We start from the raw sequence: 14,313 nt of genomic DNA on the forward strand, positions 1-14,313 counted from the left end.
CGCTGATCGACACGCTGGCCCGCGCCGCCTAACCACGGGGCCTCACCGGCCCCAACCCCGGCACAACATCATCACCGCCACGCCCGCCGCCCCCCGCGGCCATCGCAACGCGCCAAGGCTCAAAACTGCGAAAGTCCACGGCCTCGCAGTTGCTACCAACCGCGTGCGCGCCACTCCGGGATCGACGGACGCTCCGCGCCGAGGGTCGTGTCGTCGCCGTGGCCGGGATACACCCAGGTGTCGTCGGGCAGCGTGAAAAGACGCTGCTCCAGGCTCTGCATGATCTGCTCGAATTCGACCGGGTTCGTTACCCGCCCAGGACCGCCGGGGAACAGGGTGTCGCCGGTGAACAGGTGATGGCGCCCGAGCAGCAGGCAGGTGCTGCCCGGCGTGTGGCCCGGGGTGTGGACGGCGGTCACACCAGCGGCGCCGAAGCCGATGCGCAGGCCGTCGCGCAGCTCGCGGTCCGCGGGGCGGGGCACGAGGCGCTGGTCGCCCGGGTGGAGGTACACGGGCGCGCCGGTGGCGTCGGCGACCTCGTCGAGGGCCTGCCAGTGGTCGCGGTGGCCGTGCGTGGTCACGATGCCCACGAGCTCGAGCCCGTGCAGCTCGGCGAGCAGTCGGTCGGCCTCGTCGGCGGCGTCGACGAGCAGCGCCTGGACCGAGTCGGTGTCCCGCAGGACGTAGGCGTTGTTGTCGAGCCCGCCGACGGACAGCTTGCGGATCTCCACGCGCGCCCCGCCCCCCTCGACGACGCGGCGGGCGGTGGGCCCGCCCGGATCGACGTGGCCGGTGTACTCCTCGCTCATCCGGTTGTCCTACCTCCGCCGCGTGCCGGTCAACCGTGCCGCCGCCGTCCACCTCGGTCGCAGCGGGCCGGCCATCCGGCGACGTCGAGCCGGCCCCGGCATCCGCCGGTAGAATCACGCACGTGCGGACCACGCGGTCCCTTCCCCGCACGGCCGAAGACCGTTGCCTGCCCGACGCGGAGCCTGCCGTCGTGCCCAGCCACTCGAGCCGCGACTCGCTGCTCATCCGCGGCGCCCGTGAGCACAACCTCAAGGACGTCGACCTCGAGATCCCCCGGGATGCGCTCGTGGTCTTCACCGGCCTGTCGGGGTCGGGGAAGTCGAGCCTCGCCTTCGACACCATCTACGCCGAGGGGCAGCGTCGCTACGTCGAGTCGCTGTCGGCCTACGCCCGCCAGTTCCTCGGCCAGATGGAGAAGCCCGACGTCGACTTCATCGAGGGGCTGTCCCCGGCAATCTCCATCGACCAGAAGTCCACGAGCCGCAACCCCCGGTCGACCGTCGGCACGATCACCGAGGTCTACGACTATCTCCGTCTGCTCTACGCCCGCATCGGCAAGCCCCACTGCCCGGAGTGCCGCAAGCCCATCGAGCGCCAGACCGCCGAGCAGATCATCGACCAGGTCGAGCGGCTGCCGGAGGGAACACGGTTCCAGGTCCTCGCGCCGGTCGTCCGGGGTCGCAAGGGCCACTACGAGAAGCTCCTCGCCGACCTGTCGAGCCGGGGCTTCGCCCGTGCGCGCGTCACGAGCGGGCCCAACCAGCCGCAGGTCGTCGACCTCGCCGACCCGCCGGCGCTGCCCCGCTACGAGCAGCACACCATCGAAGTCGTCATCGACCGCCTCGTCGCGCGCCCCGGCATCCGGAGGCGGCTGGCCGACTCGATCGAGACGGCCCTCGGTCTCGCGGACGGCATCGCCGCGGTCGAGGTCGTCCCCCCGCGCGACGGGCTGGGAGAGCCCGAGTACCTCACCTTCTCCGAGCACCTCGCCTGTGCTGACTGCGGGCTGTCGTTCGACCAGCTCGCGCCCCGCAACTTCTCGTTCAACACCCCCTACGGCGCCTGCCAGACCTGCCACGGCCTCGGCACGCGCCTCGAGGTCGACCCCGAGCTCGTCGTCGGGGACCCGGACCTCTCCCTGGAGGAGGGCGTGCTCTTGCCCTGGGCGACCGGGAGCACGTCGACGTACTACGAGCAGCTGCTGCGCGCCGTCGCCGAGCACATCGGCATAGACCCCCGCTCGCCGTGGCGCACGATCAAGGCGGCCGACCGCCGCAAGCTCCTCTACGGCCTGCCGGCGCGGACGCGCGTGCAGGTCCGCTACACGAACCGGTGGGGTCGCAAGCGCCAGTACCAGGCGACCTACGAGGGGGTCATCCCGCAGCTGCTGCGGCGCCACACCGAGACCGACTCGGACCACACGAAGGAGCGCATCGAGGCGTACATGCGCGAGGTGCCGTGCAGCGACTGCGGTGGCGCCCGCCTGCGCCCGCTCGTGCTCGCGGTCACCGTCGGCGGCAAGAACATCGCCGAGGCCTGCGCCCAGTCGGTCGGCGACGCCCAGGTGTTCTTCGACCGTCTCGAGCTCACCGACCGCGAGGCGCTCATCGCCCACGGGATCCTCAAGGAGGTTCGCGCGCGGCTGCAGTTCCTCCTCGACGTCGGGCTCGACTACCTCACGCTCGACCGTGCCGCGGGCACCCTCGCGGGTGGGGAGGCGCAGCGCATACGGCTCGCCACGCAGATCGGCTCGGGCCTCGTCGGCTGTCTGTACGTGCTCGACGAGCCGTCGATCGGTCTGCACCAGCGGGACAACGAGCGCCTGATCGAGACGCTGATCCGGCTGCGCGACCTCGGCAACACCGTCATCGTCGTCGAGCACGACCGCGCGACGATCGAAGCCGCCGACCACCTCGTCGACATCGGCCCGGGCGCCGGGGAGCACGGCGGGGAGATCGTCCATTCCGGGGACCTCCCGTCGCTGCTCGACAACCCCCGGTCGCACACCGGGGCGTACCTCGCGGGCAGGCGCGAGATCGCCGTGCCGGACCGCCGGCGGCCAGCCACGCCGGGTCGCGAGCTCGTCGTGCGGGGCGCGAAGGAGCACAACCTCCGCGGCCTCGACGTGCGCTTCCCGCTCGGGACCTTCACCGCGGTGACCGGCGTGTCGGGGTCGGGCAAGTCGACGCTCGTGAACGACATCCTGCACCGGGGCCTGCTCCGCCACGTGTACGCGAGCAAGGTCGTGCCGGGGCGCCACCGGCGCATCGACGGCCTGCACCACGTCGACAAGGTCGTCGGCATCGACCAGTCGCCGATCGGGCGGACGCCGCGTTCCAACCCGGCCACCTACACCGGCGTGTTCGACCACATCCGCAAGCTGTTCGCCTCCACGCAGGAGGCCAAGGTGCGCGGCTACCAGCCCGGACGGTTCAGCTTCAACGTCAAGGGAGGGCGCTGCGAGTCCTGCGCGGGGGAGGGGACGCTGAAGATCGACATGCAGTTCCTGCCCGACGTCTACGTGCCGTGCGAGGTGTGCAAGGGCGCCCGCTACAACCGCGAGACGCTCGAGGTCCACTACAAGGGCAGCTCCATCAGCGAGGTGCTCGACATGTCCGTCGAGCAGGCACTCGCCTTCTTCGCGAACATCCCCTCGATCACCCGCCACCTGCAGACTCTGCACGACGTCGGCCTCGGCTACGTGCGCCTCGGCCAGCCCGCGACGACCCTGTCCGGGGGCGAGGCGCAGCGGGTGAAGCTTGCCAGCGAACTCCGCAAGCGCGCCACGGGGCAGACCGTCTACATCCTCGACGAGCCCACCACCGGCCTGCACTTCGACGACGTGAACAAGCTGCTCACCGTGCTCCACCGGCTCGTCGACAAGGGCAACACGGTGATCGTCATCGAGCACGACCTCGACGTGGTGAAGACCGCGGACTGGGTCATCGACCTCGGCCCCGAAGGCGGCTCGGGAGGCGGCACCGTCGTCGCGGAGGGGACGCCGGAGGACGTCGCGAGGGTCGGCCAGAGCTACACGGGCAAGTTCCTCACGAGCCTGGTCTGACAGGCCTCGGCTCCAAGGAGCCGGCGGCGGCAGCGGCCGGACCTACGCCCCTCCCTGCTCGCTGATGAGGAGGAAGACGGCGACGAGCACGACGGCGCCGGCCGCGGCAGCCCCCCACGCCACCGCACTGAAGAACTGCGCGAGGGGGTCCACCCCGACGGCAAGGGCCCCGAGCACCCCGCCGGCGAGGCCACCGACCATGCCCGCCACCGTCATGAGGACCGTTCCCGACGCGTCATCGGCCGCCAGAGCCGCCACGGCCCGCACGAGCAACCCGATGACCAACCCAATGACGACGAATGCCAGCAGCCCCATGGCCGATCTCCTGCCCGTAGAAGGTGAACCCGACGCCCGCATCATGGCGCGTCTGGACGGGCGCCACAATCACCTTTGCGGGATTGCCCGCGTGGGCGCCGGCGGGCCCCGACCCCTCCGGGATGCGACAATGGCACCCATGCCCGCAGCCAACCCCGCGCTGGCGTTCCGCCCCGATCCCGGCACCGTCCCCACCGAGCCGGGCTGCTACCTGTGGCGCGACAGGCGCGGACGGGTGGTCTACGTCGGCAAGGCGAAGAACCTGCGCGCGCGCCTTGCGAGCTACTTCGGGGCGTGGGGCGGCATCCCGCAGCGTACACGGGCGATGCTCGAGGTGGCGGCGAGCGTGGAGTGGATCGTGGCGGCGAACGAGGTCGAGGCCCTGCACCTCGAGTACAACCTCATCAAGCGGCACCTGCCCCGGTACAACGTGCGGTACACCGACGACAAGAGCTACCCGTACCTGGCGATCACCGTGCAGGACGAGATCCCGCGCGCGATGGTGCGCCGCAACCCCCGCAAGGACGGCACCCGCTACTTCGGGCCTTTCGCGCACGCCTACGCCATACGCGAGACGCTCGATCTCCTCCTACGGGTCTTCCCGGTGCGCACCTGCTCGCCGGGCGTCTTCGAGCGGTGCCGTCGGACGGGCCGCCCGAGCCTCGCCCACCACATCGGGCGCTGCTCCGCCCCCTGCGTCGGCGCGGTGACCCCCGAGCAGCACCGCACGCTCGTCGACGGGCTCATCGCCTTCCTCGAGGGTGAGACCGCCGGGACCCTCGACGACCTCCAGGACCGCATGACCGGCGAGGCCGCCAAGCTGAACTTCGAGGCGGCGGCGCGGATCCGCGACCAGCTCGAGGCCGTGCGCAAGGTCCTCGAGAAGCAGGCGGTGGTGACGGGCCGCCGGGAGGACTTCGACGCGGTCCACTACCACGACGACGACCTCGAGGCGGCGTTCCAGGCGTTCTTCGTGCGCAAGGGTCGGGTGGTGGGGCGCAAGGGCTGGACGGTCGACAAGGTCGAGGACCTCGACGCGGGCGAGCTCGTCGGCCGCTTCATCCTCGAGCTGGCGATGGAGCGCGACGAGGACGTGCCCCGGGAGGTGCTCGTGCCCGTGGAGCCGGCCGACCGGGCGACGCTCGAGGAGCTCCTCACCGAGCTGCGCGGCGGGTCGTGCGCCATCAGGGTGCCGAAGCGGGGGGAGAAGCGCGCGTTCCTCGACACCGTGCGCGAGAACGCGGTGGAGGCCTTCATGCAGCACAAGCTCAAGCGGGCGAAGGACTTCACCGCCCGCAGCCAGGCGCTGCACGAGCTGCAGGAGGCGCTCGGGCTCGCCGAGGCGCCGCTGCGCATCGAGTGCTACGACATCTCCACGCTCCAGGGGACGAACTCGGTCGCGTCGATGGTCGTCATGGAGGACGGCCTGCCGCGCAAGTCCGAGTACCGCCGGTTCAGGATCCGCGGCGTCGAGGGCCAGGACGACTTCGCGATGATGCACGAGGTGATCTCCCGACGGTTCCGCAACTACCTCGCCGAGGCGACCCGGCCCGTCGACGAGCGCGACGGCGGCCGGTTCGCCTACCCGCCGAACCTCGTGGTCATCGACGGGGGGAGGGGTCAGCTGTCGGCCGCGCAGGCGGCCCTCGACGAGCTTGGCGTCGACGGCGTCGACGTGTGCGCGCTGGCCAAGCGGATGGAGGAGATCTTCCTGCCCGCCCGGTCCGAGCCCGTCGTCCTCCCCCGCTCGAGCGAGGCGCTCTACCTCGTCCAGCGCATCCGCGACGAGGCACACCGGTTCGCGGTCGCCTACCACCGCAGCCTGCGCGGCAAGGAGATGACCGCGTCGGCGTTCGACGGCATCCCGGGTATCGGCCCCGCCCGCCGCAAGGCCTTGCTCGAGCACTTCGGCTCGCTGAAGCGCGTCCGCGAGGCGAGCGTCGAAGACCTCGCCGCGGTCGAGGGCATCTCCCTCACGCTCGCGCGGGCGGTCCACGACCACCTCCGGAAGGTGGCCGCGTGATGCGGCCGCACCTCGCGATCATCTCCGGGCTGTCCGGCGCCGGGCGGACCACTGCCGCGAAGGTGCTCGAGGACCTCGGGTACTTCGTGATCGACAACCTCCCACCCTCCCTCATCGAGCGGGTCGTCGACCTCGCGACCGCGCCCGGTTCGAGCGTCGACCGGGTCGCGCTCGTCGTCGACGCCCGGGGACGGCAGTTCTTCGGCGACCTGCGGCACACGCTTGCGGCGCTGCGGGAGCGCGACCTCGCACCCCGCGTCCTCTTCCTGGAGGCGAGCGACGAGGCGCTCGTGAAGCGTTTCGAGGCGGCCCGCCGCGCGCACCCGCTCTCCGGGCGCGACCGCGTCGTCGAGGGCATCGCCCGCGAGCGGGCGCTGCTCGCCGACCTCCGCGCCGAGGCCGACCTCGTGGTCGACACGACCGACACGAACGTCCACGAGCTGCGTGAGCGCCTCGTCGACGCGTTCGGCGGCGGCTCACGCGCCGGCCTCGTCGCCAACGTCGTCACGTTCGGCTTCAAGAACGGCGCTCCCCGCGACGCCGACATCGTCCTCGACGTGCGGTTCCTGCCCAACCCCCACTGGCACGACGACCTGCGCCCGTACAGCGGTCTCGACGAGCCGGTCCGCGAGTATGTGCTCGGGCAGCCTGAAACCGGCGAGTTCCTCAAGCGCCTCTACGAGCTGTTCGACGTGATGGTCCCGGCCTTCGTCAAGGAGGGCAAGCACTACCTCACCGTTGCGATCGGCTGCACCGGCGGCAAGCATCGTTCCGTTGTCCTCGGCGAGGAGCTCGCCGCCCACATCCGCACCCTCGACGTCGCGGTCCAGGTCGAGCACCGGGACCGTCTGAAGGAGTAAGGCCCGATGCCGGCTCGCCTGCCCCGCGTCGTCGCGATCGGCGGCGGCCACGGCCTCGCGCGGGCGCTCGAGGCCCTGCGCCGTCTCGGTCTCGCGCCGACGGCCGTGGTGACGGTGGCCGACGACGGGGGCTCGAGCGGCCGGCTGCGCCGCGACCTCGGCATCATCGCCCCCGGCGACCTGCGGATGGCGCTCCTGACCCTCGCGCGCAACCGGCCCCTCGCCGCGGCCCTCGCGCACCGCTTCGCCCGAGGGCAGCTCGAGGGTCACGCCCTTGGCAACCTCGTGCTCGTCGCACTCGCCGAGCAGGCGGGGGGCGACTTCGTCGCCGCGCTCGACCGTGCGGCGCAGCTGCTCGACTGTGCCGGGAGGGTGCTGCCGGCCACGGCGCAGGCCGTGCGGCTCAAAGCGCGGGTGGCAGGCGAGGAGGTCGACGGGCAGGTGCGGGTCGCCGCGGCGCAGGGACGCATCGACCGGGTGTGGCTCGAGCCGGCCGACCCGCCGGTGACCCGCGAGGCGGCCACGGCGGTGAACGGCGCCGACCTCGTCGTGCTAGGGCCGGGCAGCCTCTTCACGAGCGTGCTCGCCAACCTCCTCGTCCCCGGGCTCGCCAGGGCGCTCACGACCACGGCCGCCCGCGTCGTGTACGTGGGCAACATCCTCACCCAGCCGGGCGAGACGGCGGGGCTCGACGCGCAGGCCCACGTCGACGCGCTGCTCGACCACCTCCCCGGTCTGCGGCTCGGCGCCGTCGTCCTTCACGACGGACCGGTCGGGGCCGGTGAGGGCGACCCCCTGGGGGTGGCGCTGTCCCACCCACGGGTCGACGAGGTGCTGCGGGCCGACCTCGTCGCCCGTGACGCCGCCGGCGCCGTCGGGTGGGGGCACGACCCGGAGCGGCTCGCCGCGGCGCTCGCTCCGCTCGTCGACCGGGCCGCGCTGGCGACGTGAGCTTCACCCACCAGGTGCGCGAGGAGCTCGCGCACACCGAGCCCGGCGACGACGACAGCCGTCTCGCGGAGGCCTCGGCGATGCTCCGCTTCGGGGGTGTGCTCGAGATTCGGGGCGGGGCCGGCGTCGGGTACACCGTCGCCACTGACGTCGGTGCGGTCGCTCGGCGCCTGCGGGCCAGCCTCGACGCGCTCGGGCCGGCGCACGCCACCGTGGAGGTGCACCAGCCGACCGGTCTGCGGGCCGCGACCGTCTACCGGCTGCGCCTCGACGGTGGCGTCACCCCGCTGCTCGCCCGGCTCGGCATCGTCGCGCCGGACGGGCGGCCGGCCGCGGGCGCCGCCCTTGCCCTCACCCGGTCCGCGGCCGGGAAGACGGCCTACGTGCGTGGTGCCCTCATGGTTGCCGGCAGCCTGTCGGACCCCCGCCGGCCGCCGCATCTGGAGGTGCGCGCCCCCGGCGAGGCGGCCGCCGCCGGCCTCGCGCGGCTCCTCGTGCCCTGCGGCGGGCGCGGAGCCCGCGCCAGCGACCACGACGGCTGGCGGGTGACGTGCAAGTCGGGCGCCGCGATCGGTGCGGTGCTTGCCAGGGTGGGGGCGCACACCGCGTTCCTGCACTGGGACGGGCAGCGGCTGCGGCGACAGCTGCGCGGTGAGGCCAACCGCAGCGCGAACGCCGACCGCGCGAACCTGTCGCGCGCGGTGGCGGCCTCGTCACGGCAGGCCGCCGCCATCGAGCGGGCGATGGCGAGCGTGTCGTGGCCGGACCTGCCCGAGGAGCTGCGGGCGATCGCCCTCACTCGCCTCGCAAGCCCCGAGGCGAGCCTCGCGGAGATCGGCGCCCTCCTCGACCCGCCGGTGGGCAAGACCACCGTCCATCGGCGCCTCGCCGCGCTGACGGCCCTGGCCGAGGAATTGGACGCCGGGCGCCGTTGGGTAGAGTGACCGGCCGACGGCAGCGCCAGGGACGACAGACAGGACAGCACACATGGCCATCCGCGTGGGCATCAACGGTTTCGGGCGCATCGGGCGCAACTTCCTCCGTGCGGCGAAGGAACGGTCGGCAGATCTCGAGATCGTCGCCGTGAACGACCTCGCCGACGCCGGCACGCTGGCGCACCTGCTGCGCTACGACAGCATCCACGGGCGGTTCGAGGGCACGGTGGAGGCGGGTGGCGACCGGATCGTGGTGGACGGCCGGGAGATCACCATAACGTCCGAGCGCGACCCCGCCGACCTGCCGTGGAAGGACTTCGGCGTCGACCTCGTCATCGAGTCGACGGGTCTGTTCACCGCCCGCGACAAGGCGGCGAAGCACCTCGACGCGGGCGCCCGCAAGGTCATCATCTCGGCCCCGGCCAAGAACGAGGACGTCACCGTGGTGATGGGCGTCAACGAGGGCGACTACGACCCCGCCGCGCACGACGTCATCTCGAACGCGAGCTGCACGACCAACAGCGTCGTGCCGATGTCGAAGGTCCTCGACGAGAACTTCGGGGGCATCCAGCAGGGCTTCATGACGACGGTGCACGCCTACACGAACGACCAGGGCACGCACGATCAGCCGCACAAGGACCTCCGACGCGCCCGTGCCGGCGCCCTGTCGATCATCCCGACGACGACCGGGGCGGCGAAGGCGGCGGCGCTGTCGCTGCCGCAGCTCGAAGGACGCCTCGACGGCCTCGCCCTGCGCGTGCCCGTACCGGACGGCTCGATCACCGACCTCGTCGTCGTGCTCGGGCGTGAGACGACCGCCGAGGAGGTCAACGAGGCGTTCCGCGCCGCCGCGGAGGGCCCGATGGCGGGCATCATCGAGTACGCGACCGACCCGATCGTGTCGACCGACATCGTCGGCAACCCCCACAGCTGCATCCTCGACAGCCCCTCCACCATGGCGAGCGGGCAGATGGTCAAGGTGCTCGGCTGGTACGACAACGAGTGGGGCTACTCGTGCCGCCTCGTCGACCTCACCACCTACGTCGGCGAGCGACTGTAGGACCGTGGGCGACACCGCCGACGTCCCCCACCTGGAGGCGCTCGACCCGGCCGGCAAGCGCGTGCTCGTGCGCGCCGACCTCAACGTGCCCCTCGACGGGCGCGAGGTCAGCGACGAGCTGCGCATCGAGGAGTCCCTGCCGACCATCCGCCACCTGCGCGAGCGCGGCGCCCGGGTGATCCTCATGAGCCACCTCGGCCGGCCGAAGGGTCGCGTCGTCGACGACCTGCGGATGGCGCCGGTCGCCGACCGCATGGCCGAGCTGCTCGCGGCGCCGGTGGCGGTCGCCCGCGACGTCGTCGGCGACGACGCCCGGGCGCAGGCCGCGGCGCTCGCCGACGGGCAGGTCCTCCTGCTCGAGAACCTCCGGTTCGAACCCGGGGAGGAAGCGAACGACCCCACGTTCGCCGACGCACTCGCCGGCCTCGGCGACGCCTACGTGAACGACGCGTTCGGGAGCGCCCACCGGGCGCACGCGAGCGTCGTCGGAGTGCCGCCCAGGGTCGAGCAGGCGGTCGCCGGTGACCTTCTCACCAGAGAGATCCGGGCGCTGTCGCGGCTGCTCGAGGACCCCTCCCCGCCGTTCACCGCCGTGATCGGCGGTGCGAAGGTGTCGGACAAGCTCGGGGTCCTCGACAACCTCCTGCCCCGCGTGGACAGGTTGGTCATCGGGGGCGCCATGTGCTTCACGTTCCTCAGGGCCAAGGGCTGCGAGGTCGGGGCGAGCCGGGTCGAGCCCGACCGCCTTGATGTCGTCGCCGACCTCCTCGACCGGGCGGCGGACACGGGGGTGGAGATCCTGTTGCCCGTCGACGTCGTCGCGGCGGAGTCGTTCGACGCCGACGCCGAGCACCGGCGCGTCTCCGCCGACGGCATCCCCGACGGCTGGATGGGCCTCGACATCGGGCCCGACAGCGTCTCGCGCTTCAGCGCCGCCGTGGGCTCCTCCGAGACCATCCTGTGGAACGGCCCCATGGGCGTGTTCGAGTGGGAGGCGTTCGCCGCCGGCACCGAGGGGATCGCGCGGGCCGTCGCTGCATGCCGCGGCTACACCGTCGTGGGCGGGGGCGACAGCGCCGCGGCGCTGCGCCGCCTCGGTCTGGCCGACCAGGTGTCGCACCTGTCGACCGGTGGGGGCGCCTCCCTCGAGTTCCTCGAGGGTGCCGACCTGCCCGGCGTGGCCGCGCTGCGCCCCGGGGGGGCGGCCCGGTGAGCCGGCGCCCCATCCTCGCGGGCAACTGGAAGATGCACCTCGACCATCTCCAGGGCATCGCCCTCGTCCAGCAGCTCGTCTACCACCTCCAGCCGGGCGACTACAGGACCAACGAGATCGTCGTGATCCCGCCCTTCACCGTCCTGCGCAGCCTCCAGACCCTCACCGAGGGAGACCGGCTGCCGATCGGCCTCGGTGCCCAGAACTGTCACTGGGAGACGGAGGGGGCGTTCACCGGGGAGGTGAGCCCGCGGATGCTCGCCCGGCTGAGGGTCCGCTACGTCATCTGCGGTCACTCCGAACGGCGCACCCTGTTCGGCGAGACCGACGAGATCGTCGGGCGCAAGGTGCGGGCGGTGCTCGCCCACGGGATGACTCCCATCCTCTGCGTCGGCGAGAGCCTCGAGCAGCGCGAGGCCGGAGACGCCGAGAAGGTCGTCGTCGGCCAGGTGCGCGCCTGCCTCGACGGGGTCACCGCGGAGCAGGCCGCCGGCATGGTGCTCGCGTACGAGCCGATCTGGGCCATCGGCACCGGTCGGACGGCGACGCCCGCCGACGCCCAGGCCATGTGCGCGATGGTCCGGCAGACCGTCGCGGAGGTGGCCGGCCACGCGGCCGGGGAGACCGCGCGGGTGCAGTACGGGGGCAGCGTGAAGCCGGGCAACGTCGCCGAGCTCATGCGCTGCGCGGACATCGACGGCGCGCTCGTCGGCGGGGCGAGCATCGACGCGGAGGACTTCGCGGTCATCTGCCGCCACCACCGGTTGTAGCCACCCGTGTGGGGGCTGGGCAGCCACCCACCGGCCGACTACGATGGTCCTCGTCAGCGACCAGCCAGGGGAAGCGCCATGGGTATCCGCAGAGGCCAGCTCGACGGGTTGCTCGGCCCGCTCGAGACCGATGTGATGGAGACGGTCTGGCACCTCGGTGAGACGACGGTGCGCGACGTGCACGCCGAGCTCGCCAAGCAGCGCGACATCGCCTACACCACCGTGATGACGACGATGGCGCGGCTCGCATCCAAGGGGCTCCTGCGGCGCGACACCTCGGGCCTCGCGCACCGCTACCGCCCGAGCCTCAGCCGCGAGGAGTACGCGAAGTCGACGGTGACCTCAGTCGTCGACTGGCTGGTCGACTCCTTCCCCGAGCCGGCCATGAGCTACTTCGTCAAGGTCATCGACGACGGCGCCGACGCACCCGCGCTCGAGGCGCTGCGCGACAGGATCGACCACCTGCGGAAACAGGAGGGCTAGTGCCGCCGGTACCCTCGGCGGACGGCCAGGGCGGTTTCCTCCTCTCCCTGGTCACGGAGTCCTTCGCCGTCCGGGCGCTCCTCGGGTCGCTCGCCGCCCTCGCCCTCGTCTCTCTCGTGGTCCGCTGTGACCTCGTCCGGACGAGCCGGGCCCGTCGGCTGCTCGTCCTCGCTCCGGTGCTGACCGCGGCCCTCGCCGGCCTCGCGTCGGTGCGCGACGCCGAGGCGTACCTGCCCCAGCTGTGGGTCACGACCGCTGCCGCGACGGGGGGAGCCGCCGGCCAGCTCCTCGACCTGCTCGGGGACCTGCGGGTCATGTCCGACGAGCAGCGACTCGACGTGCTGGTCGTCGCCTACGTGACGGTCGCGGGAGCCCTGCTCCTGCGCCGCGCCGCCGGGCTGCTCACCGTCCGGCGCCTGCTCGCACGGTCACGGCCCCCCGACGGCCACGGCGACCTCCGGGCGACCGTCCGGCGCTACGCCCGGCGCATGGGCGTGCCCGTGCCCCGCGTGGTCGTGCTGGACAGCTGCCCGGGAGGGGCGTTCACCGCCGGTGTCCGACGACCCGTCGTCGCCGTCGACGCCGACCTGCTCGACACCCTCGACGAGGCCGAGATCGAGGGCCTGCTCGTCCACGAGCTCGCGCACATCAGCCGGCGCGACACCCTTCTCGGCTTCGCCGTCGGCACGTTCCGTGACCTTACGTTCTTCCTGCCTCCCGTGCACTTCGCGCTGCGCTGGCTGCGCCGGGAGCAGGAGGAGAGCGCGGACGAGCTTGCAAGCGCCCACACCGGACGCCCGGCCGCACTCGCGTCCGGCATCCTCAAGGTGTGGGACGGCGGCCGCTCGTCGGCCGTCCCCACCGCCATCTGCGCCGCGGTGCCCGTCCGCCGCCTGGCCCTGGCCGGCGCCGGAGCGCGCGTGACCGCGCCGCGGCGCGCGGGGTCCCTGCGGGGGGCCGCGAAGGTCATCGGGCTGCGGGTCGAGCGGCTGATCGCGCGGGCGCCCGTCGTGCCCCGGTGGCGCCGGCGCGCGGAGACCGGCCTCGCAGCCGCTGTGCTGGCCACGGCGACCGCCGCCTCGCTCGCCCTGCCCGGCTGGATCGTCGCCGAGCACGACGCCGACATGCTCGCGTTCGGCGTGCTCACCGCCCAGCCGTCGCAGTCGGTCGAGTCCCCGGCGTTCGCGACCTTCCGGAAACTCGCTCCGCCCCCGGCCGCAGCGCTCGACCCCCGACCTCGCGAGACCGTCGGGGCGGTGGCCCCGCTCCGCGCGACCTCCGACCGCGGGGCGTGTCCGTGCGTGGAGACCCAGGCGCAGCTGCGGGACTCCGTCGCGGCGACGGGCCCGTCGGCGCCGGCCCGCATGCTGTGGCGCACCGGCGGGCAGCGCTCCTGGGAGCTCGACCCCCTCCAGCGCGAGGCCACCGTCCGCGCCGCGCGACCGCTCATCACCCTGAGCGACTCCGGTCCCCAGGTCGGGTTCTTTCTTGTGGGGCGCACCTCGTCGACGTCGGCCGGACGGACCGCGCTGCTACCATGAGGTCGTCGCGGAAGCGCGGCGCGCCTGAACAACTCCGGAGGATCATCCCGTGCTGACCGGTGCCGTCATCGTCGTCCACGTCCTCGTGTCGCTCGTGCTGATCCTGTTCATCCTCCTCAAGTCGGGACGTGGGGGAGGCCTGTCGGACATGTTCGGCGGCGGCGCCATGAGCGGGGCCACCGGGTCGACGGTGGTGGAGAAGAACCTCGACCGTCTCACGGTCATCACCGGCGTGCTCTTCGCCGTCACCACGGTGGTGCTCGCCCTGCGGATGGCCTGAGGCTCTGC

The 14,313-nt window shown here is 72.7% G+C and carries 13 protein-coding genes; 11 read left to right on the top strand and 2 right to left on the bottom strand.

Going from position 1 to position 14,313, the window contains the following annotated elements:
- Window positions 1-152: 152 nt before the first annotated feature.
- On the bottom strand, window positions 153-809 hold the full coding sequence (locus VM324_11800) for an MBL fold metallo-hydrolase (protein HVL99964.1): 657 nt from the start codon (window positions 807-809) through the stop codon (window positions 153-155).
- 122 nt (window positions 810-931) lie between these two features.
- Here VM324_11800 and uvrA point away from each other — a divergent pair, with 122 nt between their 5' ends.
- On the top strand, window positions 932-3,874 hold the full coding sequence (uvrA, locus tag VM324_11805; GenBank protein ID HVL99965.1) for an excinuclease ABC subunit UvrA: 2,943 nt from the start codon (window positions 932-934) through the stop codon (window positions 3,872-3,874).
- Window positions 3,875-3,916: 42 nt separating this feature from the next.
- On the opposite strand, the gene VM324_11810 is transcribed toward uvrA, so the two are convergent.
- Window positions 3,917-4,189, bottom strand: a complete 273-nt coding sequence (locus tag VM324_11810; GenBank protein HVL99966.1) for a hypothetical protein — start codon at window positions 4,187-4,189, stop codon at window positions 3,917-3,919.
- Window positions 4,190-4,328: 139 nt separating this feature from the next.
- Here VM324_11810 and uvrC point away from each other — a divergent pair, with 139 nt between their 5' ends.
- The 10 genes from uvrC to secG all read left to right on the top strand — a co-directional run bounded on the left by uvrC (window position 4,329) and on the right by secG (window position 14,305).
- Window positions 4,329-6,212, top strand: coding sequence for an excinuclease ABC subunit UvrC (gene uvrC / locus VM324_11815; protein HVL99967.1), 1,884 nt, complete (start codon window positions 4,329-4,331; stop codon window positions 6,210-6,212).
- On the top strand, window positions 6,212-7,072 hold the full coding sequence (rapZ, locus tag VM324_11820) for an RNase adapter RapZ (GenBank protein HVL99968.1): 861 nt from the start codon (window positions 6,212-6,214) through the stop codon (window positions 7,070-7,072). Before uvrC ends, rapZ begins: the two co-directional genes overlap by 1 nt.
- Before the next feature lie 6 nt (window positions 7,073-7,078).
- Window positions 7,079-8,023, top strand: a complete 945-nt coding sequence (locus VM324_11825) for a gluconeogenesis factor YvcK family protein (protein HVL99969.1) — start codon at window positions 7,079-7,081, stop codon at window positions 8,021-8,023.
- Entirely contained in the window at window positions 8,020-8,967 is a 948-nt protein-coding gene (gene whiA / locus VM324_11830) for a DNA-binding protein WhiA (GenBank protein HVL99970.1), read from the top strand. The genes VM324_11825 and whiA overlap by 4 nt, the downstream gene beginning before the upstream one ends.
- Window positions 8,968-9,010: 43 nt before the next feature.
- Window positions 9,011-10,018 (top strand): type I glyceraldehyde-3-phosphate dehydrogenase, encoded by a 1,008-nt coding sequence (gene gap / locus VM324_11835; protein HVL99971.1) that lies wholly within the window; start codon window positions 9,011-9,013, stop codon window positions 10,016-10,018.
- A 4-nt stretch (window positions 10,019-10,022) separates the two neighbouring features.
- On the top strand, window positions 10,023-11,231 hold the full coding sequence (locus VM324_11840) for a phosphoglycerate kinase (GenBank protein ID HVL99972.1): 1,209 nt from the start codon (window positions 10,023-10,025) through the stop codon (window positions 11,229-11,231).
- Window positions 11,228-12,001, top strand: coding sequence for a triose-phosphate isomerase (gene tpiA, locus VM324_11845; GenBank protein HVL99973.1), 774 nt, complete (start codon window positions 11,228-11,230; stop codon window positions 11,999-12,001). Before VM324_11840 ends, tpiA begins: the two co-directional genes overlap by 4 nt.
- A gap of 78 nt (window positions 12,002-12,079) precedes the next feature.
- Window positions 12,080-12,484 carry a BlaI/MecI/CopY family transcriptional regulator gene (locus tag VM324_11850; protein ID HVL99974.1) on the top strand — a complete coding sequence of 135 codons (405 nt, stop codon included), beginning with the start codon at window positions 12,080-12,082 and terminating at the stop codon, window positions 12,482-12,484.
- A complete protein-coding gene (locus tag VM324_11855) occupies window positions 12,484-14,025 on the top strand; it encodes a M56 family metallopeptidase (GenBank protein HVL99975.1) in 1,542 nt (513 codons plus the stop codon). The genes VM324_11850 and VM324_11855 overlap by 1 nt, the downstream gene beginning before the upstream one ends.
- A 49-nt stretch (window positions 14,026-14,074) precedes the next feature.
- Window positions 14,075-14,305, top strand: coding sequence for a preprotein translocase subunit SecG (gene secG / locus VM324_11860; GenBank protein HVL99976.1), 231 nt, complete (start codon window positions 14,075-14,077; stop codon window positions 14,303-14,305).
- Window positions 14,306-14,313 lie beyond the last annotated feature (8 nt).

The organism is Egibacteraceae bacterium (assembly GCA_035540635.1).
GTDB lineage: Bacteria > Actinomycetota > Nitriliruptoria > Euzebyales > Egibacteraceae > DATLGH01.